The 25,998-nt window shown below is 56.2% G+C and carries 17 protein-coding genes; 10 read left to right on the top strand and 7 right to left on the bottom strand.

Going from position 1 to position 25,998, the window contains the following annotated elements; translation table 11 throughout:
- Positions 1-13: 13 nt before the first annotated feature.
- Both ACZ500_RS19475 and ACZ500_RS19470 read left to right on the top strand, forming a co-directional pair.
- Positions 14-1,420, top strand: a complete 1,407-nt coding sequence (locus ACZ500_RS19475) for a WecB/TagA/CpsF family glycosyltransferase (RefSeq protein ID WP_464229118.1) — start codon at positions 14-16, stop codon at positions 1,418-1,420.
- Between the two features lie 4 nt (positions 1,421-1,424).
- Positions 1,425-2,942 (top strand): sugar transferase, encoded by a 1,518-nt coding sequence (locus ACZ500_RS19470; RefSeq protein ID WP_464229117.1) that lies wholly within the window; start codon positions 1,425-1,427, stop codon positions 2,940-2,942.
- Positions 2,943-3,034: 92 nt separating this feature from the next.
- Here the strand turns inward: ACZ500_RS19470 and ACZ500_RS19465 are convergent, their stop codons facing one another.
- From ACZ500_RS19465 to ACZ500_RS19450, 4 genes are all read right to left on the bottom strand, one after another.
- Entirely contained in the window at positions 3,035-6,589 is a 3,555-nt protein-coding gene (locus ACZ500_RS19465) for a glycoside hydrolase family 9 protein (RefSeq protein ID WP_464229116.1), read from the bottom strand.
- 125 nt (positions 6,590-6,714) lie between these two features.
- On the bottom strand, positions 6,715-7,209 hold the full coding sequence (locus ACZ500_RS19460; RefSeq protein WP_464229115.1) for a hypothetical protein: 495 nt from the start codon (positions 7,207-7,209) through the stop codon (positions 6,715-6,717).
- Between the two features lie 50 nt (positions 7,210-7,259).
- Positions 7,260-7,499 carry a hypothetical protein gene (locus ACZ500_RS19455; protein ID WP_464229114.1) on the bottom strand — a complete coding sequence of 80 codons (240 nt, stop codon included), beginning with the start codon at positions 7,497-7,499 and terminating at the stop codon, positions 7,260-7,262.
- A 36-nt stretch (positions 7,500-7,535) separates the two neighbouring features.
- Positions 7,536-13,436, bottom strand: a complete 5,901-nt coding sequence (locus tag ACZ500_RS19450) for an amino acid adenylation domain-containing protein (protein ID WP_464229113.1) — start codon at positions 13,434-13,436, stop codon at positions 7,536-7,538.
- Positions 13,437-13,521: 85 nt separating this feature from the next.
- Between ACZ500_RS19450 and ACZ500_RS19445 the strand changes: the two genes are divergently transcribed.
- From ACZ500_RS19445 to ACZ500_RS19435, 3 genes are all read left to right on the top strand, one after another.
- Positions 13,522-14,271, top strand: coding sequence for a 4'-phosphopantetheinyl transferase family protein (locus ACZ500_RS19445; RefSeq protein ID WP_464229112.1), 750 nt, complete (start codon positions 13,522-13,524; stop codon positions 14,269-14,271).
- A 584-nt stretch (positions 14,272-14,855) separates the two neighbouring features.
- Positions 14,856-16,319, top strand: a complete 1,464-nt coding sequence (locus ACZ500_RS19440) for a TolC family protein (RefSeq protein ID WP_464229110.1) — start codon at positions 14,856-14,858, stop codon at positions 16,317-16,319.
- A 193-nt stretch (positions 16,320-16,512) separates the two neighbouring features.
- Positions 16,513-17,655 carry an alkaline phosphatase family protein gene (locus ACZ500_RS19435; RefSeq protein WP_464229108.1) on the top strand — a complete coding sequence of 381 codons (1,143 nt, stop codon included), beginning with the start codon at positions 16,513-16,515 and terminating at the stop codon, positions 17,653-17,655.
- 63 nt (positions 17,656-17,718) lie between these two features.
- Here the strand turns inward: ACZ500_RS19435 and ACZ500_RS19430 are convergent, their stop codons facing one another.
- The 3 genes from ACZ500_RS19430 to ACZ500_RS19420 all read right to left on the bottom strand — a co-directional run bounded on the left by ACZ500_RS19430 (position 17,719) and on the right by ACZ500_RS19420 (position 19,843).
- Positions 17,719-18,051, bottom strand: a complete 333-nt coding sequence (locus ACZ500_RS19430; protein WP_464229106.1) for an STAS domain-containing protein — start codon at positions 18,049-18,051, stop codon at positions 17,719-17,721.
- A gap of 128 nt (positions 18,052-18,179) precedes the next feature.
- Positions 18,180-18,632 (bottom strand): ATP-binding protein, encoded by a 453-nt coding sequence (locus ACZ500_RS19425; protein ID WP_464229104.1) that lies wholly within the window; start codon positions 18,630-18,632, stop codon positions 18,180-18,182.
- Positions 18,632-19,843 carry a PP2C family protein-serine/threonine phosphatase gene (locus ACZ500_RS19420; RefSeq protein WP_464229103.1) on the bottom strand — a complete coding sequence of 404 codons (1,212 nt, stop codon included), beginning with the start codon at positions 19,841-19,843 and terminating at the stop codon, positions 18,632-18,634. The genes ACZ500_RS19425 and ACZ500_RS19420 overlap by 1 nt, the downstream gene beginning before the upstream one ends.
- Before the next feature lie 658 nt (positions 19,844-20,501).
- Between ACZ500_RS19420 and ACZ500_RS19415 the strand changes: the two genes are divergently transcribed.
- The 5 genes from ACZ500_RS19415 to ACZ500_RS19395 are packed head-to-tail and all read left to right on the top strand — an operon-like array spanning position 20,502 to position 25,635.
- Positions 20,502-21,035 carry a response regulator gene (locus ACZ500_RS19415; RefSeq protein ID WP_464229102.1) on the top strand — a complete coding sequence of 178 codons (534 nt, stop codon included), beginning with the start codon at positions 20,502-20,504 and terminating at the stop codon, positions 21,033-21,035.
- Positions 21,032-21,154, top strand: coding sequence for a response regulator (locus ACZ500_RS19410; RefSeq protein WP_464233087.1), 123 nt, complete (start codon positions 21,032-21,034; stop codon positions 21,152-21,154). The genes ACZ500_RS19415 and ACZ500_RS19410 overlap by 4 nt, the downstream gene beginning before the upstream one ends.
- 17 nt (positions 21,155-21,171) lie before the next feature.
- Entirely contained in the window at positions 21,172-21,303 is a 132-nt protein-coding gene (locus ACZ500_RS19405; protein ID WP_464229101.1) for a hypothetical protein, read from the top strand.
- Between the two features lie 43 nt (positions 21,304-21,346).
- Positions 21,347-21,850, top strand: a complete 504-nt coding sequence (locus ACZ500_RS19400; RefSeq protein WP_464229100.1) for a response regulator transcription factor — start codon at positions 21,347-21,349, stop codon at positions 21,848-21,850.
- Positions 21,851-21,903: 53 nt separating this feature from the next.
- On the top strand, positions 21,904-25,635 hold the full coding sequence (locus ACZ500_RS19395; protein WP_464229099.1) for a PAS domain S-box protein: 3,732 nt from the start codon (positions 21,904-21,906) through the stop codon (positions 25,633-25,635).
- Positions 25,636-25,998: the final 363 nt, after the last annotated feature.

Genomic DNA, 25,998 nt, shown 5'->3' with positions numbered 1-25,998 from the left:
GGATACCGCCACCATGACCGAAGACAAACACTTCTCTGATGAGAGGACCCGGGAAGTCGAAACCCTATATCGGCGTTTTTCCAGGGTGGGCCGTGCCCGCATGAGGGCGCGGCGTGTCGTCCGCACCGCCATCTGGACCCTGATAGTGCAGCCGCTTTCCGGGACCAAACGGGCCCTGGACCTTCTGGTCTCCTTGTGCTGTCTGTTGGGACTTTCTCCGGTGCTGATGCCTGCCTATTTCCTATCGGGAGGCCTGAAACGGATTCCCCGTTTAGGCCGCTACGGGATGCATTTCGATGAATTCGCGTTCGACGGCGAAAACAGCGCGGGGGGGGAAATTCTTCGGATTTTTCATCTGATGCGCTGGCCGGTACTGTTGAATATCCTTTGCGGACACATGTCCTTTGTTGGGCCCAGACCCGTATCCGCAGGTGAATTGAGTCCGACAGAAACGGCGGTATGGCGCCGTTACAATGTACGTCCCGGTCTTATTTCCCTTTGGTGGGTCCGTCAACGGGCTAACATCGCCTATGGGGCCGAACTGGAGGCAGACCTGGAATATGTTGAAACCCATGGTTTCTGGGCTGATGTTGGACTCTCACTGCGAGCTATCCCGGCCATGCTTTACGGCGGCGGGGTGCCTACAGCCCAGAGTCGAATCACTCTTCTTCGAATACCCATGCATAATCTGACCATGGCCGAGGCCATCGAAGACATCCTGGCAAGGCTGGGCTGTGAAAAACCATCTCAAGTCTGCTTTGTCAATGCCGATTGCGCCAATATTGCCCATAAGAATGCTCGATACCTTGAAGTGCTTCAGAATGCAGATCTCTGTCTGGCGGATGGCATCGGCCTCAAGCTGGGGGCCAAGATCCTGGGACAGGACATTAGGCAAAATGTGAACGGCACAGATCTGTTTCCCAGACTCTGCGAATCCCTCTCAGGAACCGGAAAGGGGATCTTTCTGCTGGGCGCGCAGCCAGGGATTGCAGAAGCCGTGGCCCGTTGGGTCGCAGAAAACGCCCCCGGGACAACCGTATCAGGTTTCCGACATGGATATTTCCCTCCAGAGGAAGAATCCCACCTTCTGGAGGAAATCCACCAATCCGGGGCAAGCCTCCTCCTTGTGGCCTTTGGGGCGCCCCGCCAAGACTTGTGGATCAACGAGCACCTCCATGAAACAGGCGTCAGACTGGCTATGGGGGTGGGGGGGCTGTTTGACTTCTATTCCGGTCGCCTTCCCCGTGCCCCGCTGTGGATGAGGGAAATGGGCATGGAGTGGATCTACCGTCTGATCCAGGAGCCGGGTAGACTGTGGAAACGATATCTCATTGGAAATACCGTTTTTCTCTTCCGAGTCATCCGTGATCGCCTATTCGGGACTCACGGGCAAGCTCAGGACTCTGTCAAGGAGGCGTAAAGAAATGCTGGCTGTTGTCATCTCGCCCGGGTTGTGTCCGGATCTCAATGCCCTGAACGAACGGTATCCCACTCCCCTGCTGCCTCTGGTGGATCGGCCGTTCATCCAGCATGTAGTGGAATTCCTCGTCCAGCAGGACATTACCGATTTCAGATTTGTCCTGAGTCATCTTCCGGAAAGGATAGAGAGGTTTTTAGGGGATGGATCCCGTTGGGGGAGCAAGTGTCAATACCATCTGACCAAAGACCCCCGACGCCCATACGAATCCCTCAAGGCTTTGCGCCTGGACCGGGAGCAGGGGCCGGTCCTTCTATGCCAGGGGGACCGGATGCCCCAGATCTCTCTGAAAGAGATAGACCTGACATCCGGCACCCCCGTTGGCTTTTTTCTGGACAGGTCGCGTAAGAGTAACAACGATCATGAGGAATGGACCGGATGGGCCTTGGTACCGTCCTCATTTTTTTCGGAAGGGCCCATCTCCGGCACTGAGGAAGAGATGGTGCAAAAGGTCCTCGCAGCGTGCCTCGAGGGTGGAACCCGGGCAACGGTTCCAACGATGCTGGATATCCGTTCCTGTAAGGGCCTCGTCGATGCTCATCGCATGGTCCTGGACAAAACCTTCGGAGGGCTTCTTCTGGCCGGACGGGAGGCAGACCCGGGTATCTGGATCTCCCGCAATGTCAACCTTCACCCTACCGCAAAACTCGTTCCCCCGGTCTTTATTGGCGGGGATACGCGCATCGGCCCTGGAACCCGGCTTGGACCTTACGCGGTCATCGGACAGAACTGCATCCTGGATTCTGGTTCCTCGGTTGTCAACTCGGTCGTCTTCCCGGGGAGTTATGTGGGAGAAGCCCTGGAACTCTCCGATGTGATAGTCGATAGAAACCGTCTGATTAACTTCCGCCTTAGCACAGCTGTCTCTATTACAGATAACTTTATTCTTGGCGGTCTCACCCCCAAACACGTGAAGGCACGTCTCTTCTCCCTTCTGTCCAAGGCCACAGGCGCCGTCCTATTATTGGTCCTTTGGCCCCTGATCCTCCTTACGGCTCTCTTTCTCAAGGTCTTCCGTAAGGGCCCTGTAAGATACCACAGGGAAGTGGTTCGCATCCCTGCCTCCACCGATCCTTCGCTCTGGCGCACCTTTTCTTACTGGACCTTTCTTCCTGACAGAAAAGAAACCTCAACCAGGGGGGGAACGCTTCGATCAGGATTCAGAGACATCTTCCTTCGTGCCCTCCCCTCCCTCGTTCATGTGGTCCTGGGTCGGATGCGGATTGTGGGCTTGGATCCCCGCACCCGGGAAGAAATCCTCGGCCTGAGCGAAGACTGGAGGGCCTTGTACCTCCACGCCAAATCAGGGATCGTCTCCGAAGCCTTGGTTCATTGCGGCGCTCAGCCTACAGAAGACGAGACATACTCAGCCGAGGCATTCTATTCGGCCATGGTTGGATTCAAGCACGATCTCCAGCTACTCTGGGGCTATGGTACACAGCTTTTTGTCGGGAAAAAGGGCTGAGACAGTCCAAGGCGGCATTCTCTTATCCCTGGAGCTTCAGGAAGTCTGCTTCGTAGTGTTCGAGATCGACCTCGGTTCTGTTCATATGGCCCTTATTCATGAGACAAGACCCCCAGGACGCCGGCAGCAACGGCCATGTCCACGATGGTGAATTCGGACATGGGGACCAGTTCGTGGGCATCCCAGTAACGCCGCAAAATGGGGTAGGGATCCGCGGGGGCCTGACCCCGTGGGTACAGGTTCTCCGGATCCTGGGCTGCCCGATAAAAGGGGTTGTTCCGGGTCAGGTGGGCCGCCACCCCGAAGACCGGAATGCCTGGGACAGGTTCCTCCACTCCATCATACAGGGATGGCATGTGGAGGGGATCCTGGGGGGAACGGCTTCCCATGCCCGTGACAAAACACACGGACAAGGGGTTGGCCCCAAATTGCACGTCCAGGTTCTGAAACGCCCCGTTCAGGTAGCTATCGTCTTTTGTCAGAAACCAGGCCTGTAGCAGGAGAAAGGCATACTCTGCGCTCTGGGAAAAGGATCCCCAACCGATCCACTCCGGCACGTCCAAACGGGCCGAGCTGGCATAGGGCTGAATAGCACCTTTCTGCAGCGATTCCTGGGCCTTTCGAAGGAGATGCTCGCGGATATCTTTCTGGACGTCCGGGCTCGCATCCGGCCAGCGGGACTGCAAGTAGGCCCAGCAGGCATAAGGATAGGCGTGCTGCCAGGGGCTCCAGCCCCAGGCGTGGTCATGTCGTTTCCACCAGGATATGAACCAGGTGCCGTATTCCGCCTTTCCTGTGCTCCGGTACAGTTCTGCTGCGGCCCAGAGCCGGTTGTCCCCATCCTCCGGGTCGTTGTATTCCCCTGTCACCACCCCTTTTGGATTGCGAAAGCCTCCCGCGGGGAGGGCCTCGGGATGGTGCTCCAGAAATTCCCACCCCAGCTCGGCCCTTTCCAGGAAGGTGCGGGAGGCCTGTTCATCGTATGCCCGCCAGAGCCTGGCGGCAAGGGCCAGCACGGCTGCAGCCATGGCCGTGTCGTGGGTGGTCATCTCGAACAGATAGCGGGGGTTCTCTTCCTCCTCAGGCATTCCCTTGAACCAGCTTTCGGACGTGACCTTGTGGTAGAACCCACCGTTGGCGTGCTGCATGCGGCAAATCCAGTCCAATTCCCATCGGGCCTCATCCAGGATGTCGGGGATTCTGTTTCCGCTCTCCGGAATGCCCATGTCCCCGTCTGAAAAAGCCTTTGAGTCGAGCTCGTAAGCGGTCAGAAGATGCCACAGCGCTGCGGCGCTGGTGGGCATGTATTTTCCGTAATCGCCCGCGTCGTGCCACCCGCCGTGAACGTCTGCCATCTTACCCGGGATTTCACCCGCATAAAGGGGCGATTTTAAAAGAGATTCGTGAAAAAGCGCGTCTATGCGCCTGGCCTCACGGTCCTGTTTGTGGCACAGGGGCCGCGCATGAACCCCAGCGAAGGCGTTGCGAAGGGCGGTCCCGCATCGCTGATAGTAGAGCCCCCTGGCCATGGTTCGGGCCGGCTCTCTCAGAATGTCCGGGTCCACGGCAAAGGGATCTGAAAGCCCGACCCCGGGCACATGGGCCTGGTAGATCCCCGGTGTTTTCAGGGATGAGAAATCAAAAGAATAGACGTCCTCGCCTGAGAGAGGCCAGTTGGCAACCTCCTGTTTTAAAGGCACCCGGAGGACTGTCGTAGAACTGGAGACATCACGGATCGAAACCATGGGGAGGTCTTTAGGCAGGCGAATGGGGCCGTAGCGGAGGGCAAAGATCCCATGGATGGAATCTCCGATCTGAAGATCCTCCAGTTCCCAGGAGTCAGGGGTACTGCTTAGGACAATCCCGTTTTCCCCCACGGCCCACATCCTGCCCTCATGCTGTCTGGCTATTCCTAAAAGACCCTTTGAGGTCCCGGTTCCCAACGCTGCGAACCCGCTGCTGCCAAATCCCTTCTTGTACCACATCGACCCCTGGTCTCCCGTGATCCATACATCCCCCCCCAGGCTGGCGATTACGGATCGAAGGACAAGGGATGTGGGTGGTGTGGGCCCAAAGAGGCGCCATCGGCCCTGCCGCTGCACCAACACTGTTCCTTTCTCCCCTACGGCCCAGAGCCAGTCTTCGTGGTGTCCGTTTATGCCATAGAGCGCCGCTGTCGTGGGAGAATCCTCCTTCACCCATGCCTGGCCGCTCCACCGAAAGAGAAGACCCCCGTCCCCCACGGCCCATGCCGTGTCCTGCGGTCCAGCCCAGATGCCCCTGAGAACGCCGATGGTCGGGGCAGCAACGGGCATCCAGGCCCTGTTTTCGTAGCGAAGAGTGGTTCCGGCTGCGCCGACGGCCCATCCGATGCCCGTTGGGCCGAAATAAATGGCGACAAGGTCTTCCGTCGTCGGAGAGGCAACCTGTCGCCACCCGGATTTATCTGAATGGATAATCACGCCGCCGTCGCCCACTGCCCAGACATCGTCCTCACGGGTCGCACAGACCGCCCGCAGGGTCGCATTCGTCAGGGCTGGGACCTGATTCCATTTCCCCGCCCGGTCCCACGTCAAAACGAGTCCCCTTTCTCCCACGGCCCAGGCGCCGCCCCCGAGGTCCCCGGCATATCCCCCCACATATCCCCGCTTAGGCCGCTCCGGATGGTACCCGATCTGATTGACCTTGACATTGGGGTTGCGAAGAACCTCGTCATCATAGACGAAATCGTATGACGCAGAGGTCATGGGATTCCGGAAATCATCCGTAATCCATTGAACTTCCAGATGATAACAGTGGCCATTGCGTAAGGGAACGGCGAATTGAATGAAGACATGATACCGCCCGACAGGACCCCCGTTGTCGCTGAATCCCTTCAACTGGGACTGAATCCCCGCAGCTACGGGGTGCACAGGGAGTTGATACATCGGGTCTGTGGAACTGGTCAGGAGATAACAGGCCATCTGCCGAGCGCTTTCCTTAAGAAAGGGGCGATCAAAGGTAAGTCTCAGCAGTCGGTTGGTTTCGGGAAACGGGGCATCATTCCCGTCAACGATGACCACCGGCCCCTCCTGTTTTACCAGACAGACACGGTCCAGAAGCAAGGCCCTCCGATCCTGATCCGTTCCAAAAGTGATGGCCTCCACATTGCTCAGATCCCAGTTGTCCGTGACCAGGTCCGCCAGCGGGATCTCCGCCTGTCGCCATTTCTCATGCTGTCTGTTCCCATTCAGATATTTCTTGATGGATACAGTCTGGCTGCTGCGGTCCCAGGTCTTCAGGGTGATGCTCTGGTCTCCAAGGAACGGATCGAGATCCTTGATATGGAACACGAGGGCGTCAAAGGGCCGAAAGTCCATTCTCCCCTGGCCGCCGCAGTAAAGCCGTAAGACCGGCCGGTGCCACGGATCCGGGAGAAGCCGAATGCCCCACCCGCCATCCATGCCTTCCTCCGAGACTTCCTCGGCATGGGATAGACAGGCAGGGTCCATGGGTCCTTCGTAAAGGACCTGGCCCCTAAGGCATTCCTGGGCCACAGCAGGGAGGGGCACTCCTGCCATCAAAGCGGTGATGTTGCCCACGAGGAAAACCGCCGCCCAAAGGATTCCGAAGGCCTTTGGCCTTGTCGAGCTTGTATGCCGATCCATCAAATCACACTCCCGACCACGGATGCACTCGAATAAACACGGATAGAAAACACGGCTTGCCGATGCCAATCGGACTTTCTCGGTGTTTCTCTCTCCAACCTTTCACCTATAACCCTGAACAGGGATCAATCAGTCGAATCCTCTTTCTCCTCAATGATCCTGGCCGGATTCCCGGCGATCACGACATTATCACAGAATGCGGCAGTGACTACCGACCCGGCACCAATGACTACATGATCGCCGACATCACCTTTTCCGGTAAAAACAACGCTGTCGCCAACCAAAACATCGCTTCCGATTTTTGGGACATGATTCCAGCTTCTGGTAAACCTGACATTACCATAAATGGAAACCCTGTTGCCAATTTCCATTCCTTTCGTGAAAAGAACGCCCCGAGGGTGAGAAAGCCTCAGCCCTTCACCAATTTTCACTCTTTTGGCCATTTCCAAACCATGAACGTGATAAAGGTATCTATAGGCAATAAATGTCGGTAGATGCATCCGCTCCAGCCACTGGTAGATCCGAATCCAGATCACGGCATTAAAAGAATTGGGCACAATCAACGCTTTCACAAAACTTATACGCGTGACCTTGTTGAATGCTCTATCTACTCGAATCACAATTGAATCATCCTATCAGCTGAGCTCAATTCCTTTATCTGCATTCCATTTTAGATCAAGAAAAGCCCCAGCGTTAGATTTTTGATAAGACCGACGGCGTCGGGCCATAACTGCTTGCAATTAATAACCACTAACTGGTCTCCATCCGGAAATGATTTCCCGGTACAACCCGGTTTCCAATCCGGAAATGAGGATTTTTGGCGAATATCAAGGAAATCAAGCGTTTGTGCGGAGGCGACCTTTAGGTCGCCGCACAAGCAAACGTGCAAATCGACGCCGAGATTGGCCAAAAAGACCCTTTCCGGATTGGAAACTGAGTTTTTCTTTCATAGCGTTTCTCGAAGGGAGCAGTCGAGTTCCCTCGTCAAGCGATCCACCCAGGGTTTCCTCAAAATCGTCAGATGGTTCCCTGGTATCTTGAAGGAGCGCACATTCCGGCTGGTCCGCAACCAGAGGTTCTGCGGATCCGGGATAAATCCTTCCTCTAATTCTTCCCCATTAAATAGCCGAATCGGGCAGCGGGGCGTTGTGGACATGCGGTAGCGCAGCACGGCCTCCTGATTCATCCGGTAGACACGGTCCCGGTTGGCCAGGGGACCGGAGGCAAGCCCCAGAGAAAAAAGGCGATCGATGTTCCCGTGCCGGGTGTTTTGCCAGTAGCGGTAGCGGTTCCGGACATAGGAGAGCCAGCCTTTGGGCCCCATACGGACCAGGGAGAAAAACCGATCCACCTGGTAAGCTGCTGCAAAAATGTCCGTTCGGGGGAAAGGGGTCTCAAAGAGAAAGAGCACAACCTCGTCGTCCCCCTGCCGCTGGATTTGGACCGCCATCTCCGTTGCCACAATACCCCCGAAGCACCAGCCAGCCAGGAAGTAAGGACCAGCCGGTCGAAAGGCACGCAGCTCCTTCAGGTAGCAGGCTGCCATGTCCTCCACACGGGAGTGGGCCTTTTCCCGGTCCCTGAGACCCAGAGATTGAAAGCCATAGCAGGGTTGGTCCGGTCCCAAGCCCTGCACCAGGTTCATGTAGCCCAGCACATCTCCCGGTGTGGAGTGAAGAAAAAAGAGGGGGTGACGTTTCCCATAGGGTTGAAGTTCCACCAGACACGTCCGGTCTTCTCCCGAAACGAGCTGGGCGGTCTGGACCACCTGGGCCAAACGTTCAATGGTAGGGTTTAACATAAACTGGGCCGGAGTCAACCAGAGACCTGCCTGATTGACCCGGTCAATGATCTGTAGACTCAGAAGGGAATGTCCCCCCAGGTTAAAGAAATTGTCGTGGATACCGATAGGTTCCCTGTCAAACACCTCTTCCCAGATGCGGACCAAGACCTCCTCGATGGGATTACGTGGAGCCGCCACGTCTATTGAATCTCTCTCGGGACGAGAGGATGGCGACGGAAGTGCTCGAAGATCCACCTTTCCCCCGGGGGTGAGAGGCAGCGCATCCAGGAACACCACCTCGGAGGGAACCATAAAGTCGGGGAGGGCCTGCCCCAGCAATGATCGAATCCCGGACTCGTCCCGCTCCCATCCGGATTCCGGCACTACATAAGCCACCAGGCGCAGCGTGCCATCCTGGGATGGTGCAGCGGTCACTGCCGAACCAACTACACCCGAAAGCCCGTTGAGCGCCGCTTCGATCTCGCCCGGCTCCACTCTAAAGCCCCGCACCTTGATCTGCCGGTCCACCCGCCCCAAAAACAGCAGGGATCCGTCCGGAAGGTATCGCACCCGGTCCCCGGTCCGATACAGGCTGGCTCTTTTGTGGAAAGGACTTGAGACAAAACGGATCCGATTTTGCTCCGGCCGATTCAAATAGCCCCTGGCCAAGCCTTCGCCGCCAAGACAGAGTTCACCCGGTACACCGGCAGGAAGAAGCGTCATTTCCGGGCCAAGAACATAGGCCGCCACATGGCTTAGAGGTCTTCCGATGGGGACCCTTTCCACCCCACCCCTCATGCACCGCAAATCCTGGGCCGTGGCCACCACCGTCGCCTCTGTGGGGCCATAGGTATTGATGAGGCGGACCCGAGAACCCACCATCCGCTGCCAACTTACCAGCCGGTCGGCCCGCGCCTCTTCCCCGCCGATAATGACCATGCGGAGCGAGGCAGGGACCATGGTTTCGGAACATGCTTCCATCTCCGCCACCCATGCGTGCCAAAAGGCCGAAGGGAGGTCCAGGACCGTCACGCCCAGGTCGGTGCAGATTTGCACAAAGTCGGGGAAGGTCCGAATCATGGCCTCCGATCGAAGGACAAGGGCGGCTCCAGCAGCAAGCGTCGGAAAGATCTCCTCCACACTCGCATCAAAGGTAGGTGAGGCAAACTGAAGAATTCGATCCTTGGGGGTGAAACCGTAAAGGGATAGGGCCGCCTGGGTAAAAGCGGCAAGGGACCGGTGTTCGATGAGCACACCTTTGGGCGTCCCTGTTGAGCCGGAGGTGTAAATGACATAGGCCGGGTCTTGCAGATCGGGGGAGAAGTTGAGGTCCGCCGAAGAAAGCTTCGCTACCTCCGGCCAGACCTCCTCCGCGCAGATGATTTTAAGTGACGTGCTGCCAAGGGACTGCGCGAATTCCACGTTGTCCCGGTCCGTCAAAAGGATCGGGCTCTCGGTATCCTTCAATATGAAGCGGTTGCGGTCTGTGGGATGGTGTGGATCGAGAGGCACATAGGCCGCCCCGGCCTTATGGATGGCCAAAAGCCCGACGATAAGAAGAGGGGAGCGATCCATCAGGACCGTCAACAGTTCGTCCGAACCAGCCCCCTGAGCAACCAAATAACGGGCCAACTGGTTGGCCCGTTCGTTCAACTGTGCATAGGTCAATCTTTCGGACCGGCCTCTGCGGATCCCAGGGGCTTCCAGGGCCGTCTGGTCCGGCCTTTGCCTGGCTTGAGCCTCTATCCGTCTGTGAACACAGAACGGCTCGCTGATCGGCGCCTGTGCCCCCCTCCTGCCGCTCCAGACCTCAAGAAGCTGCTCTCTTTCAGAAGAAGAGAGCATGGTGAGACGAGAAATCTGCACTTGGGGACGGACACCTGCGTCGTCCAAAAGGTTCCTGAGGTGTTGGAGCATCCTCTCGATGGTGGTCGGTTCAAAAAGGTCTGTAGCATATTCCAAGACGAGTTTGATATTCGTTCTGGTTTCATAGCACCAGAGGGTCAGATCGAAATTCGATCGAAAGGTCTTGAGGTCCATAGGTTGACAATGAAGCCCGGTCAGTTTGAGAGGGGGAAAAGGCATGTTCTGAAGAACCATCATGACCTGAAAGATGGGCGTGCGGCTCAGGCTACGCTCGGGGTGGACCTCCTCTAAAAGCCTTTCAAAAGGTAGGTCCTGATGGGCATAGGCCCCAAGTGCAGTGTCCTTGACGCGCTGAAGGAGATCCTCAAAGGGAGGGTTCCCCTGGAGGCTGGTCCGAAGAGCCAGGCTGTTGATGAAAAAACCCACCAAGTCTTCCATCTCGGACCGGTTGCGGTTGGCGATAAAGGTCCCCACACACAGGTCTTTCTGATGGGTGTACCGATACAGAAGGACTTTGAAACCAGCCAGCAGGACCATGAACAGGGTGACGCCCCGGGCCCGCGCCAGGACACGCAGCTGATCGCATAGCGCCTCGCCGAGAAAAAGAGTCTGGCTGTCTCCTCGGTAACTTCGAACGGCAGGCCGGGGGTGGTCCAGGGGGAGGTCCAAGGGCTCGGGCAAGGACCGAAACCGGTCCTTCCAGTAGCACAACTGAGTCTGCATTCGATCGGTCACCAACCAGTTCCTTTGCCACTGGGCCACATCGGTGCACCGGATAGCAAGTTCCGGCAGCAGAACAGTCTCTTTCTCAACCGCCCCCCTGTAAAGGAGCATCCATTCGCGGATCAGCACCCCCATGGACCATCCATCCGAGATAATGTGGTGGATCGTCAGCACCAGCACATGACGCTCCGGATCCATCTTCACCAGCAGAACCCGGTAGAGGGGCCCTTGGGTGAGATCGAATCCGCGATGGCACTCCCGCTCGGCCAGCATCTCGGCTTCGAGCCCCCGGCCCGCCTCAGGGAGATGAGTCAGGTCCAGCATCTCCAGAAACAGAGGTTGGGGTTGCGAAATGCTTTGAACCGGCTGCCCCTCCATTTTCTGGAAAGTCGTGCGAAGCGATGGGTGACGGGCGATAAGCCCGTCAAAGGCCTGTTTGAGGGCCGGGACCTGAAGGGGACCTACAACCCGGTAGGCGAGACAGATATTGTAGGCCGGGGTGCCGGGTTCCAGTTGATCCAGGTACCAAACCCGAAGCTGGGAGAAGGAAAGGGGCGGTGGGCCGACATCTTCGACAGGTTTAAGGGGGAGGGCCTTCTCTAACGACAGGCCCTGTTGGAGAGCATCTATTTCCCGGGCCAGCGCCTCAGGCGTAGGGGCCTCGAACACGGTCCTGACAGGAAGATCCAGCCCGTAAACGTCCCGAATGCGGGAGACGAGGCGGGTGGCAAGGAGGGAATGCCCACCCAGATCGAAGAAATGGTCCTCGACACCCAATCCAGTGACCTCAAGAACTTCCTGGAAAAAGCCCAGGATGGCGGCCTCGAGAGGGGTGCGGGCCTCCCCCCTGGCGCCTGCGGATACCGACGGGCCTCTCACCCCCGGATCGGGGGGCGGTAGGGCGGCTCGATCGGTCTTCCCGTTGGGCGTCACCGGCAGGCGGTCCAGAAACACAAAGGCCGTGGGAATCATGTATTCGGGAATGAGATCTTTGAGATGCACCCGCAGGTCCTGGATCCCAACCATCTCCCCTTGCCGGGAGACCAGATAGGCCGTTAGTTGCAGACGCCGATACCGATCCTCCCGAAGCAAAACCGCCGCATCGAGGACCCCGCCATGGAACCTGAGCGCGGTTTCGATTTCGCCCGGCTCGATCCGAAATCCCCTGAATTTGATTTGAAAGTCTGTCCTGCCCAGAAACGCGAGGTTGCCATCCTGCAGAAGGCGGACCCGGTCACCGGTCTTATAGAGGCGGGCACCCGGGTCCTTGGAGAAGGGGTCCGAAACAAACCGTCCGGCAGTCAGCTCTGGACGGTTCCAATAGCCCAGGGCCAGCCCTTGGCCGCCGATGTAGAGTTCCCCGGCGCTTCCCTGCGGCACAGGGAGCAGCTGTTCGTCCAGTAAATAAAGGACCGTATTCTGGACCGGCCGACCAATGGGCGTATTGTCATGGATGGGCTGATCCGGAGAAATCGGGTAGAGGGTAGCACATACCGTGGCCTCGGTGGGGCCATATCCATTAATGATTAGAAGACCAGGGATCGCCTCCTGGATCCCCAAAAGACTTTTTTCAGGTATGGGCTCCACCCCGACCAGGAGCCGCCGCAAGCGGCTCTCTGTAGGGTTTTTCCGGGTCCAGTCCAACAAGTCCGAAACCATGAAGGGAGGCAGATAGGCACTGGTAATTCGCTTCTCGGCCAGCCACGACACGAAGCGGGGGCCATCGGATCTTATGGCCTCCGGTACGATGACCAGGGTGGCCCCATTTAACAAACATGAAAAGATCTCATAGACCGATACATCGAAATTGAGGCTGGTCCACCAACTGCAGCGGTCATCCGGCCCCACGGGCTGAAATGTCTGAAAATGGCTCAGCAAGTTAACCACTCCGCCATGATGGCACACCACCCCTTTGGGCCTCCCTGTGGAACCGGAGGTATAAATGATATAGGCGGGCGTATCGGGTTGGCAGGGAGCCTGTGCCGGAGCGGAAGGCCCACCGCGCTGAATCGGATTTTCGTCGATGGGCCGCACAACAGCCCCAATACCATCGAAGAGGGGCGCGTAGGCCAACCGGGTCAGGATCAGGGAGCTTTGGGTGTCGGCGGTCATATCCTGAAGCCGGCGTGCCGGATAAGAGGGGTCGAGGGGCACATAGGCGCATCCGGCCATGAGCGTCCCCAAAATCGCTGTGATGACATAGGTCGAACGGTCCATACAGATACCAATGAGTGACCCAGGCGCAACGCCCATGGCCCGGATTTCGCCGGCCAGGGCCAGTGCTTGATCCTTCAGTTCCCCGTAGGTCAGCTCGTCCTGCCCGTATATTACCGCCACGGATCCCGGCCATGTTTCCGCTTGGGTCAGAAACCGGTCATGGATGGAGACAGGATGGGGTAACTCCCTTTCCACCCCCGACATACCGGGGGAATTTTCTCTGGACACGGCGATCATGTCTTTTTTGCCTGCAGTCATTCCTTTTTCCGCTTAAGGCAGATTACTCAACGCTCTCGGTTGATAGTTGCTTTTCAAAATACAAATCGCGGTTTATCCTGTGCCCATGACGCAGCGTCCGTTGTCAGAATGGGCAAAACCGAGTTCCCCGCCTCCGCTTGGAAACAGCGAGGTCCATATCTGGCGAGTGCACCTTCCCGCTGTCGTGCCCTCGCTTCATGTTTTAGGACGAAGCCTTTCCCTGGAGGAGCAGGTCAGGGCGGCCCGGTTTCGCCATCCCTGGAGCAGGACATCCTTCGTAGCAGGAAGGGGCATCCTGCGACAGCTTCTGGGAAGCCATCTCGGCCTCGACCCTGAGGCGGTACCCATATCTTTGTCTGTTTACGGAAAACCCGAATGCGCCTTTTCGGGATCGGGCATCTCCTTCAGCCTTTCCCATTCAAAAAACCTGCTCCTTCTAGCCCTGGGTAGAGCCAGATCTTTGGGCGTGGATGTGGAATATGTGGACCGAAACGTCCCCGCCCTTCAACTGGCACGGCGGTTTTTTGCAGATGAAGAGGCACTAGCCATCGCTTCGCGGAAAGGCGACGTCAGACACCGCCTTTTTTTCGAGATCTGGGTCCAAAAAGAGGCCTGTCTTAAGGCAGTGGGCCGGGGGCTCTCGATTCCGCTCGATACATTCATGACTACACTCGCCTGCAACCCGCAGATTTTTCATGTTCCAGGCATAGAGGGCCATCACAAGGCCATGTTTCTTCGCGGGTTTTCACCTTTCGCCGAATACGTTGCGGCCCTGGCCACAGACCCGCCACGCCCCAGGCTGAACCTTCTGGACTGGCAAGGCCCTAAGAAATGAAATAAATGCCGTCACACGTTATTTTGGTGAATATGACCCAACATGTCAAGACGCTCGGGCTTATAAAAAATCATCTTGTACTTTTCCCCTAGGGCTCAGTGTGGTATAGAACTTTACGAGCGTTACAGGTTCAAGGTACAGTTCTGCCTCTTCCCGCGGGGGCATCCGATTTGATCTTTGGAAAGACTTATCAGAGGAGGAACATTGGTAGATCGAACGTCAACATTGAACGTTGAATGAAGGGGCTGGAACAACTGTTAACAGATAGCCACATGGTTTTTCATATCATGAATTCAAAATCTGACATTCAAATCTCAAAACGAAGTCGGTTTCAGGCTCTAGACCCCACCGAGGATGGATCATCCGGCACTTTACATGCCCACCGGTGGAAATGGAAAAATTTGTTTACGATTTCCATTGCCGCGGCTGCGGCCGGATCACTGATAGCTCTGCTGACGGGATGTCTGGTACCGGCACGGGGACCTTCCAACAACCTTATACATCCTGAAACGAGTCAGGAAGAAAAAAAGGAAGGTCTTCCCATCCCGCCACCGTTCGAGCCGATCGAAAAAGTGCCCCCGGCCTTGGGCGTTCCTCCCGCAGGACCTCTGGAGCTATCGCTGCCCCGGGCCATCCTCTTCGGACTGGAAAACAATCGGGAATTTCGGGTCGAACACCTGGTACCCCAGATCCAGTACACTTATGAAGTTGAAGAACAAGCGGTCTTTGATCCACTCATTTGGGCCAACGGCGGCCTCGGTCGGGAAAGGACCAAAGCCAGGACCGTGAATCGATCCTTCGGGGCCGACGCTGGGATCTCACAGCCCCTTCCCTTCGGCACGATTCTCGATCTCACTGTGGGGGCGGACCGGTCCCTGGACGACCCGAATACTCAAGATCCCGACGATACCTATCGCAGCTACGCAAACATAGGAATCACCCAGGCCCTGCTGCAGGGGGCTGGACAGGACGTGAATCTTGCCAGCCTTCATCAAGCCCGGATCGATACGCAGGCCTCGGAATATGAACTACGTGGACTGGCCGAGGCCCTCACCGCGGCCATTGAAGATGCCTACTGGGATTACACCCTGGCCCAGGAAGAACAAACGATCTACACAAAATCCCTGGATCTTGCCAACCGTTTAACCCAGGAAACACGGGAACGGATCGAACTGGGGCAGGTAGCCAGGACCGAGATCTACTTTGCCGAAGCTGAGGCCGCAGTGCGTCAACAGAATCTCATCGATGCGCGAAGTCGTCTGGAGACCAACCGCCTCATACTCCTTCGCCTCATCAATCCCCCGGGGAAATCCCTGTGGAATCGGCAACTGCGGATCCTGACCCCTCCGGAGGCCCCGGATGCCCGAATTGCGGATATTGAAGCTCATCTCGCTTTCGCCCACCGAATGCGGCCTGAACTCAACCAGGCCAGACTGGCCGTGGAGCGGGGAGGTCTGGAGCTAGTCAAGACCAAGAACGGGCTCCTGCCGAGGCTGGATCTCTTCATCACCCTGGGCCGATCGGGCTACTCTCGCTCCTTTGGCAATTCTTTAAACGATATAGGGCATAGCGACGAGGGCATGAATGTTCTGGCAGGATTCCGCTTTGAATTTCCACCCATCAATCGGGGGGCAAAGGCTCGGCACGAAAGGTCTACGCTGCATTTGGCCCAGGATCAGGAAGCTCTGCAAAACCTGACCCAACTGGTGGAAGAGGATGTGCTCTCCGCAGTGGTGGAGATCAACCGGGCCTGGGAGCAGATTCGGGCATCGGCGCTTAGCGTGACATACCAGACGGAAAAACTGCAAGCCGAGATTGACCGGTATCGACTCGGCAAATCCACCATGTACCGGGTGGCCCAAGCCGAACGGGACCTGGTGGAAAGCCAGGTCTCCCAGGTACAAGCCCGCATCGACTACCTGAAATCCCTCACGCGGCTCTTCCTGGGTGAAGGCTCCCTTCTCCTTCGACGCGGGATCGAGGCACCAGGTCGGGAACCGGTGAAACTGGCAAAACCGGAAGGCACTGCACCATGGATACATTATTGACAACCTGATGATCGTCTTCAAAATACCATCCTGGAGAAAGCCGGAATCCAATCCGTTTCCGGATGCCTTATCGAGCCCAATATGAGGAAAATGTCTATTTTATTTCGCCGATTTTATAAGGGGAGAGCACGTCGCTGCGCCCTTTCCTGCCATCCGTTCAATTCTTGGTCAAAATGGAGTGGGAGACATCGCCATGAAGAAGATTGCCATTTTCATGTTCATCGATGCGATGGGATGGGAGATCATAAAGGACCGGCGGTTTCTTGAGGATCTACTCCCGCACCGCCTGCCGGTCCAGATGCAGTTCGGCTACTCGTGCACCGCCATTCCCACCATCCTGACGGGCGAGCGGCCCGTGGTTCACAAACACCTCAGTTTCTATTATTATGCACCGGACAAATCCCCCTTTAAGTTGTTCCGCCGTCTGGGTCTCGGCCTTCTCCCCCGGTCCATCTTCGACCGATGGTGGGTTCGACACCAGCTTTCCAAATTATTGAAGAGGCACTACGGCTACACCGGCTATTTCGAGCTGTATGCCATGCCCTTTGACCGACTTCCCTATTTTGACTATATCGAAAAAACCGACCTTTTCGCGCCCGATGGGCTCCACCCGGTCAAGAACCTTGCCGATGTTCTCGAGGAACGGGAATTCCCCTATCATATCTCCAACTGGCGGCTCCCGGAGGAAGAAAATATCCGTGCCCTCATCCGGGATGTGGAAAAGGGAGACATTCGGTTTGCCTTTCTCTACACAGCGGCCATGGACGCCCTGCTGCATCGCGTGACCAAAAACGGCCCGGAGGTAGATCTCAAGCTCAACTGGTATACCGGACGGATTCGAGGCCTTTTAAAGGCAGTGGAACGATCGTATCAGGACATCAGTCTGACGATATTTTCCGACCACGGCATGACCACCCTGGCCGGGGTGGTGGATGTGCAGCGGCAAGTGGAAGGTCAAGGTCTTCGATTCGGGAAAGATTTTGTGGCCACATATGATTCCACCATGGCCCGGATCTGGTTCCTGAACCAGGGAGCCATGGGCATCCTCATGGATGTCCTGCAAAACATCCCCCACAGCCGTCTGCTGACTTCAGAGGACAAGTTGCGCTACGGGATCGATTTCGAGGATCACATGTATGGAGACGAGATCCTGCTCATGGATCCAGGATGGCAGATCGAGCCCTGCGACATGGGACTCAACGCCCTGCCGGCCATGCACGGATTCGCCCCCGAGCATGAGGACTCCTATGCCGCCATCCTTTCTTCCGATCCCCTGAACATGCCTTTTGACAACGTAGCCGACTATTTTCGCCTCATGATCAGCAAGATGGCATAACGGAACCGCGGAAGTACGCGCGCTCTTGGATGGTATATCATCTACGGTCGGGCGATTTTTCGACTAAAAACTCATGGCAGCAGCCGTGCTGTCGTCATAGATCCCGAAGATCCGGTGCAACCGCGTTAGTTCAAAAACCGACCTTACCTGGTTCTGCAGGGCCGAGAGCCTGATGTCTCCCCCCTGCTTGTTGACCGTACGAAGGGATGACACCAAGCTCCCGAGTCCCGAGCTGTCGACGAAATCCACTTCCGCCATGTCAATGACCAAGTTTACCCGGTTTTCCTTGCTCAACAAACCGATCTTTTCTTTGAAATCCCTGGCCGAAGCGGCGTCCAAACGCCCTTTGAGTTTCAATACAGGCACACTGCTAATTGTTACCTCACCTATTTCCATTTGTTGCCTCCTTAGCTTAACGTTGAGCAGTAATCAATTGCTGAGCCGATTGATAAAATACTTCACGACGGACACCCATTGGGATCCCTTTAAAAGCCTACATCGTCTCGTCAACAATTCTAATCCGATTATGTGGTCTCTTTCTGAGGAAGCCTTTTCTTGAGTGTCAAACAATTGACTCCTCCCTCGGATCGATAGGCCACACTGTCCATGATTTCCCTCATGATGCCCAACCCCCTTCCGCCCTCTGGAATATCCTCGATGCCGCAGTCATCATCGACCTGGTGTTGAATAGCCGCCTTTTCCAACAGACAGGCATCCATAGAAGGGCCGATGTCACAGATATCCAGCACCACATCTTCTGTCGTAAATGTCAATACAATCTTTACCTCATGCCCCGCCTTTTCTCCATAGCAGTGTCGAATGCTGTTGGTGACGGCCTCAACGGTACACAGTTCAATATTAAAGGCATCAATGGTAGAAAAAGAGGCGGCCAGGCACAACCGGTTCAGCGCCATCCCAACGAGCGGAACATTCTCCATACGGCTGTCAATCAGAAACGTAACCCGTTTAAAATCCATTAGCCACCTTGATTTCTGTTTGCCTTATCCTTTATCTCGATCCCTAAAAGGGTGACATCGTCTCGCGGTGGATGGTTATTCCCATAGGCCATCAGGGCATCGATCACCCCATCCACGACCTCGGCAATCGGTCGTTCCCTCAATTGCAGCAATGCCTCAACAAACCGTTCTTGACCGTAAAGTTGCCCTGTCTCGTCCTCATACTCCGGTATTCCATCCGTATAGATGAAGAGTTTATCTCCCGGATCGACGCGTTTCTCTCCCTCTTCGAAAGGGAGTACACCCCCCATCCCGATAATTGTGCCCCCCTCTTCCAATAACTCCAATCGTCCATCTCTGCGGAGGAGGATCGGAGGAGGATGGGCCGCATTGCTGTAGCGGATAAGGCCCGCTTCCACATCCAGTATCAGGTAGGTGATGGTAAAGTACTTGTTAAACCGCTCGATAGGGTACTCCCGGTCCAGCAGATCGAGCACCTCCGACGGGCCCCGAATCTCATAATAGGGGGGAGGTTGGATCGCCTTCTTCATGAGCAATCCCCTTTGGGGACGAAGCAACTGAGAAGCCGATACCGTCACCAGGGCAGAAGGGACCCCATGGCCGCTCACATCCAGCATGTATATTCCCCAGCGGGTCTCATCCAGTCGAATCACATTGAAGATATCCCCTCCGATGCTGTCACAGGGCATGAACCGCCATGCGACCGACACGTTTTCCATTTCCGGGGCACCGTGGGGAAGGAGGCTCTGCTGAATCCCGGCAGCCGCCTCGAGGTCTTCGTTCAACCGCCTCTGCTTTCGCATCAACTCATCGTTGGCCTCCACAATCTCCCTCGTGAGCCGCGCAATATTCAACTGGGTCCTGACGCGGGCAAGGACCTCCCCCCTGTCAAAGGGCTTGGTCACGTAGTCGGCCCCTCCGAGATCGAGGCCCTTGATCTTGTCTTCCACCTGGGTCTTGGCAGAGAGAAAAATAACGGGAATGTGCGTGCTCCGCGCATCTTTTTTCAGTTCCGCGCAAACCTGGTATCCATCTTTTTTGGGCATGATGATATCCAGTAAAATCAGGTCGGGCAATTCCTTCATTGTCAGTCCAATAGCCTCTTCCCCGTCTGCTGCCTCGATGAGTTCGTAGCCTTCCTTCTTCAAAATTCCAGACAGAAGCTTCCGATTCACCAGATTGTCATCGACAATGCAGATTTTTTCAGGCACAAGGTCCTCCTTTGCCTCACAGGGTCAAATTTCACTCTTCGTGGCTTCATCAAACCCTCGAGGGCGTTCTTTGTTGTCCATCCGGAAATGGCTATCCAGCGCAACCCTGTTTCCTATCCGGAAATGAGGATTTTCTCCCAATCTCAAAGCAATCAAGCGTTAGTGCCGAGGCGACCAGGTTAACCGCACAAGCAAACGTGCAGATTGACGCTGAGATTGGCAAAAAAGACCATTTAAGGAAGGAAACCCTCTAGATTCGCACACAAGCTCGCCCCAGCCCGGTTCAGGCATGTCTCCGGGTCGAGGAACCATCGGCTTTCACAAGCCCCTCAAAGATGCCTCCATCTTGTCATCGGAAATCCCTATGTCCGTATCAACAACCACGATAATCCCCCAGGAGCTGAAAAAATAGCTGAATCCGATCAGAATAAACAGAAAAAAATGGGGCTTGTGAAAGCGATTCATACACTTACCATTTGTGGCTCAGCAGCAAACATGATATGGGTTCTGATCCGATCTTGCGGATCGACAAGAAGTGGGTCAAACTGAGCCGATACCGGGCCGTCTTGCAGACGTTGACTCCGATCGCCTTTCACCGTAAACGTAAGCCCATAACGCTCATATCTCATACTCTGAGCTATTTAGTGTCCATCCGGAAATGGTCTTTTTGGCCAATCTCGGCGTCAATCTGCACGTTTGCTTGTGCGGCGACCACCAGGTCGCCTCCGCGCAAACGCTTCATTTCCTTGATATTGGCCAAAAATCCTCATTTCCGGATGGACACTATCTTAACGGCTCAGGATTTCAGGTGTTTTCAGTTCGCACCCTACAACAAGCCAGGGAAACGATCAAACGATCGCCCCCTTTTGCCGTCATCCTCGACATTCTGCTCAAGGGCGAGGATGGCTGGGGATTTCTGACGAAACTCAAGTCCGACGAGGCGACCCAGCATATCCCGGTCTTTGTCGCCTTGAGGTTGGAGGACCAGCAAAAAGGTTTTTCCATCAGCGCCGAGGATTTCGCCACCAAGCCGGTGGAGCGCAAGTGGCTTCTGGCCAAGCTCCGGGAAGTGGCACAGCGCCTACCTATCGAGAAGATACTGATCATCGACGATGACGAGGTCGCACGCCACATCTTCAAGGGACAGCTTGCCGACACCAAGTATAGGCTACCGGCGGTAAAGAGGGCCTGATACGGGCCGACGAGGAACAGCCGAGCATCATCTTTCTCGACCTCATGATGCCGGATATAGACGGTTTCGAAACCCTCTCGCGGCTCAAAGCCTCGCCCAGAACCGAACATATCCCGTAATCATCCTGACTTCCAAGGTGCTGGACGAGGCCGAGCGCCGGGATCTCAACGCCCGGGCCTTGGCAGTGCTTTCCAAAGAATCCACATCCCGGGAGGCGGCGGTCGTCAGGATCCGCGATACGATCGCGCAAATCGCAGAGGGGCAATAAGGAGAAAAACAGGCAGCATAAGGATAAGCCGACTATCCTGGTAGTGGACGACAACGACGCGGGCTGTTACGCCATAGTCAGGGTGATACAGAAAGAAGGGTTCCCGGTCATCGAAGCAGCCACAGGCGGCGGTGCCCTGGAAAAGGCGGCTACAGGGCCGGGCTTGATCGTCCTAGACGTGAACCTTCCGGATATCAATGGATTCGAGGTCTGTCGCAAGCTAAAGGAAAATCCCCTTACAGCCCATATACCGGTCCTGCACATCTCGGCCACCTATCTGGACAACAGGTCCAAGGCACAAGGATTGAATATGGGCGCGGATGGCTATCTGACTCAACCCGTAGAACCGCCGGTCCTGCTTGCCACCATCAACGCCCTGCTCCGAATAAAGCGGGCTGAGGAAAACCTTGCTGAGCGGTTCCGGGAACTGCAGCGATGGCATAGTGTAATGCTCGACCGGGAGGATCGAATCATCGAACTGAAGCGAGAGGTCAATGCGCTGCTAAAGCAGGCCAGCAAAGAGGAAAAGTACAAGATCATGGAATGACGGACTTGTTTCAGCAGACACTTTGTCTGAGGCACAAGATCCAGGAGGAACCCATGGCAACCACGGTGCAGATCGCCGATATCAGGACCGGCCGATACGCGAATCCGCTGTTGCTGGCGCTGATCGCCGCCGGTCTGGCCGGCAATCATTTCACTTTCTCCATCCTGAACGTCCATTTCATCTTCGGCAGCATCTTTGCCATGCTAGCCCTCCAGATCTTCGGCTGGGGCAGGGGTGTTATTGCCGCCGCCGTCATCTCCAGCTACACCTATTTGACCTGGAACCACCCGTGGGCCTTTATCACAATGACTGGGGAGTCGGCAGTCGCGGGCTGGCTCTTCACCCGCCGCCGAGTCACCCTGGTCACAGCCGACGCCCTCTACTGGATGATTCTCGGCATTCCGATGGGATTGTTCTGCTTCTATATCCTCTCCGGGTTTCCGGCCAGCAACAGCCTCTTCCTCATCACCAAACAGGCCTTCAACGGCATCGCCAACGCCTTGGTGGCCCGGCTGGTCTTCACCAGCTTCAGCCGACCTTCAGAGGCGGAACGAATCTCCCTCCGTGAGGTCTTCACCAACCTTGTCCTTCTGTTTGTGTTGCTGACATCCATTATTCTGATGATCCAGAACGCCAGGAGCGATCTGGCCGATACAGACAGGGAAATCCGTCTGATTGTGGAGCGAAACAGCCACAATATGACGGACAGACTTCAGAGCTGGGTCGCAGGGAAAGAAGCAATAGTCGTCCATCTAGCTCAACTGGCGGAAACGCTATCCCCTTTAGAGATGCAGGCACGCCTGGAACAGGCCGATATCTCCGACCCGGGCTTTCTGCGCATCTGCCTGCTGGACAGGGAAGGCATCGCCGTCGCCTACTCCCCCACGGTGGACGAACTGGGCCGGCCCAACATCGGGAAGTCCTTTGCGGACAGGCCCTATGTGCCACTCCTCCGCCAGACCTTGAAGCCCATGCTCTCCGAGGCAATGCCCTCGCGCTTCAGCCACACCGGTTCGGAGGTAATCCTCCTGGCCCCCGTGCTGGTAGACGGCGAGTACAACAGCGCTGTGGGGGGCATTATGGATTTCGACCATATTCGGACGATTCTCGAGAACCATGCCCTCGGCCGGGATTTCCAATACACCCTGGTGGATAAGAACGGCAGCGTGATCCTGACCAACCGCGGGGATCAAGAGGTCATGAAACCCTTTTCCATGGGAAAGGGAAGTTTTGAACCAATCACCGGTCTCCACAGAAAATCCTTGCCGCCTGCAACGAATAGCAAGGCGTCTCCAAGCGACATTGAAAAGGGGATCCGGCAGTGGGTCCCTCAGCTTGCCCCCGGCGCCTCCACCATCGACCTCTGGGGTAAATCCATATACGTGGCCGAATCCGCCGTCGGAGATCTAGCCGAATGGCGCCTTATATTGGAACAGCCGGTTTCATCGTTTCAGGAAAGGCTCCACAACGAATATTCGGGGAAGTTCTTCCTCTTGTTCAGCATCCTGATCGTCTCATACGTCGTCGCCGCGTGGGTGACCCGGCGCATGGTTGCGGGAATTGAAGAACTTGGTCTGGTCAGCCACAACCTGCCGGCCAGACTCGAGTCGGGCGAGCAAATCGTCTGGCCCGAGAGCACCATCCGGGAAATTCATTACCTGACGGACAACATCCGGGAAATGGTCGCTTCCCTGCGGGAGCGGTTTCACGAGATCCAGCGTCTCAACGTATCTCTGGAGCAGCGGATCGAGGAAAGAACGGAGGACCTGCGCAAAAGCGAAGCGTTTCTTCGGAATATTCTCGAAAACATCCCGGTCGTGATCTTCCTGAAAGACGCAGACACCCTTCGTTACGTGATGTGCAACCGGGCCGGAAAAGAACTCATAGGATACTCCCGGGAGGAACTGGTAGGTAAAAACGATTATGATCTTTTCCCCAAGGAGCAAGCGGATTGCATAGCAGAGAAGGACCGGGAGGTCATTTCCGGCGATCAGATGATCGATATCCCGGAACAATCCATTCAAACCCGGCATCTCGGTAAGCGGATTTTGCACACCAGGAAGGTTCTCCTCTTCGACGGCCAAGGTAGGCCGGAGTATTTACTTGGAATATCGGAAGACATCACCGAGCGCAAACGAAGCTATGATGCGCTTCAAGAGGCGAATCGAAATTTGCGGGCGAGCCAAAACGCGATGCTCAGCATCCTGGAAGATCTGAAAGCGGAAAACCAGGTCAGACAGGCGAAAGAGGCTGAACTTCAGAAGGTGACCATGGCCGTCGAGCAGGCCGGCGAAATGGTCTTGATCACCGATCCCGAAGGAACGATCCTGTATGTCAATCCGGCCTTCGAAGCCGTCACCGGTTATAGCCGGGAAGAAGCCACCGGACACAATCCACGGCTGCTCAAAAGCGACAAGCAGGACAAAGCCTTTTACCAGGGCCTCTGGGGAACCATCTCCAATGGCCGCATCTGGAAAGGGCGTATGGTGAATAAGCGCAAAGACGGCAAATTCTATACCGAGGAGGCGACGATCTCACCGGTCAAAGATGCATCGGGTCAGACGCTCAATTACGTGGCGGTCAAGCGCGACATCACACAGCAATTGCGTCTCGGTAAGGAAAAAGACACGCTTCAGGAGCAATTTCAGCAGGCCCAGAAACTCGAATCCATCGGCCGGCTGGCCGGCGGCGTGGCTCATGATTTCAACAACATGCTCAGCGTTATTCTCGGTTACGGAGAGATTATCCTCGAAAAACTGCACCAAGGAGACCCCCTGCAGGAGGATATCAAAGAAATAGTGGCGGCCGGTCACCGGTCAAAGGCCCTGACCCGGCAGCTTCTAGCCTTCAGCCGCAAGCAGGCCCTGCAACCCGAGGTACTGAATCTGAACGATCTGATCCTGGACCTTGAAAAAATGTTGCGCCGGTTGATCGGTGAAGACATTGAACTGGAGCTGATCCTTGGCAAAGACATCGCCCGGGTACCGGCCGATCGGGGACAAATCGAGCAGGTGATCCTGAACTTGGCAGTCAATGCCCGCGATGCCATGCAGCAAGGCGGCAAACTGCTCATCGAAACCGCCGATGTGGAACTGGACGATACCTATGCAGAGAAGCATCCCGGGGTCGAACCGGGAGAATACGTGCACCTGGCCGTAACAGACACCGGGTGCGGCATGGATAAGGAGATCTTGCGTCATATTTTCGACCCGTTTTTTACCACAAAGGAAAAAGGCCGGGGAACCGGCCTGGGGCTTTCCTCGGTCTACGGCATCATAACCCAGTCAGAGGGCAACATCTGGGTTTGCTCCGAGCCGGGCCAGGGCACGACGTTCAAGATCTACCTCCCGCAAACCGAGGCCTTGCAGCGGCCGGCAGCCGCCAAGCACGAGGCGGTTTCGCACGATGGGGGCGGCAAACATATCCTGGTAGTGGAAGACGAGGAGAGTCTGCGCAAACTGATGGCAAGCCTCCTTTCACGTTTAGGTTATAAGGTGACCTTGGCCGCCAACGGCGGCGAAGCGTTACTGCTGGTGGGAAAAAAGGGGTTGCCGCCTGACCTCATCATCACCGACGTGGTCATGCCGAACATGAGCGGCAAAGAGTTGATCGACCGGCTGCGCCGTAACCATCCTCATCTCAAAGTCCTTTATATGTCGGGCTATACGGACAACGCCATCGTTCACCACGGCGTATTAGACCCCGGTATACCGTTTATCCAGAAACCGTTCAACATCCGTAACCTTGCAGAAAAAGTGCAGAGCGTTTTGCGGGGAGAAGCGTGAGCCTTCCAGGCCTGGACACGGTAAACGAAGCGGGTAGCGCATGAAGCCCGGAGACTATGACGATGCCGCCGACATATGCGAGCCGGACCTGACCCTGGCTCGCGCCGACGTTTATTCCGCTGCGGAATTCGCCAACGTCCGCCTGCGCCACCTCGAATCCTGTTTCACCCAAAAGGGCGGCCGGGAGGCCATCCTGGCCCGGGGCTTCGAAGTCTCATCGGCGAAGACATCGACCTGGCCTGGAAGCCCAGCCGTAAACTCTGGCCGGTCAGGATGGACGCCGCCCGAAGCGGCCGCGGGCGGCAAAACCTTCATTCTGCGTGTCCAAGGGGCATTGTTCGACAAGTCTTCTGAATGGGATCC

Source organism: Desulfatiglans parachlorophenolica (assembly GCF_055394735.1).
Note: the sequence above shows the minus strand (reverse complement) of the source record. Positions and strands in the feature narration are given on the sequence as shown.

Bases quoted from the DNA above. Each gene is read 5' to 3' on its own strand.
- ACZ500_RS19475 (WP_464229118.1), top strand. From the start codon at position 14: ATGACCGAAGACAAACACTTCTCTGATGAGAGGACCCGGGAAGTCGAA.
- ACZ500_RS19470 (WP_464229117.1), top strand. From the start codon at position 1,425: ATGCTGGCTGTTGTCATCTCGCCCGGGTTGTGTCCGGATCTCAATGCC.
- ACZ500_RS19465 (WP_464229116.1), bottom strand. From the start codon at position 6,589: ATGGATCGGCATACAAGCTCGACAAGGCCAAAGGCCTTCGGAATCCTT.
- ACZ500_RS19450 (WP_464229113.1), bottom strand. From the start codon at position 13,436: ATGACTGCAGGCAAAAAAGACATGATCGCCGTGTCCAGAGAAAATTCC.
- ACZ500_RS19445 (WP_464229112.1), top strand. From the start codon at position 13,522: ATGACGCAGCGTCCGTTGTCAGAATGGGCAAAACCGAGTTCCCCGCCT.
- ACZ500_RS19435 (WP_464229108.1), top strand. From the start codon at position 16,513: ATGAAGAAGATTGCCATTTTCATGTTCATCGATGCGATGGGATGGGAG.
- ACZ500_RS19430 (WP_464229106.1), bottom strand. From the start codon at position 18,051: ATGGAAATAGGTGAGGTAACAATTAGCAGTGTGCCTGTATTGAAACTC.
- ACZ500_RS19425 (WP_464229104.1), bottom strand. From the start codon at position 18,632: ATGGATTTTAAACGGGTTACGTTTCTGATTGACAGCCGTATGGAGAAT.
- ACZ500_RS19415 (WP_464229102.1), top strand. From the start codon at position 20,502: ATGGTCTTTTTGGCCAATCTCGGCGTCAATCTGCACGTTTGCTTGTGC.
- ACZ500_RS19395 (WP_464229099.1), top strand. From the start codon at position 21,904: ATGGCAACCACGGTGCAGATCGCCGATATCAGGACCGGCCGATACGCG.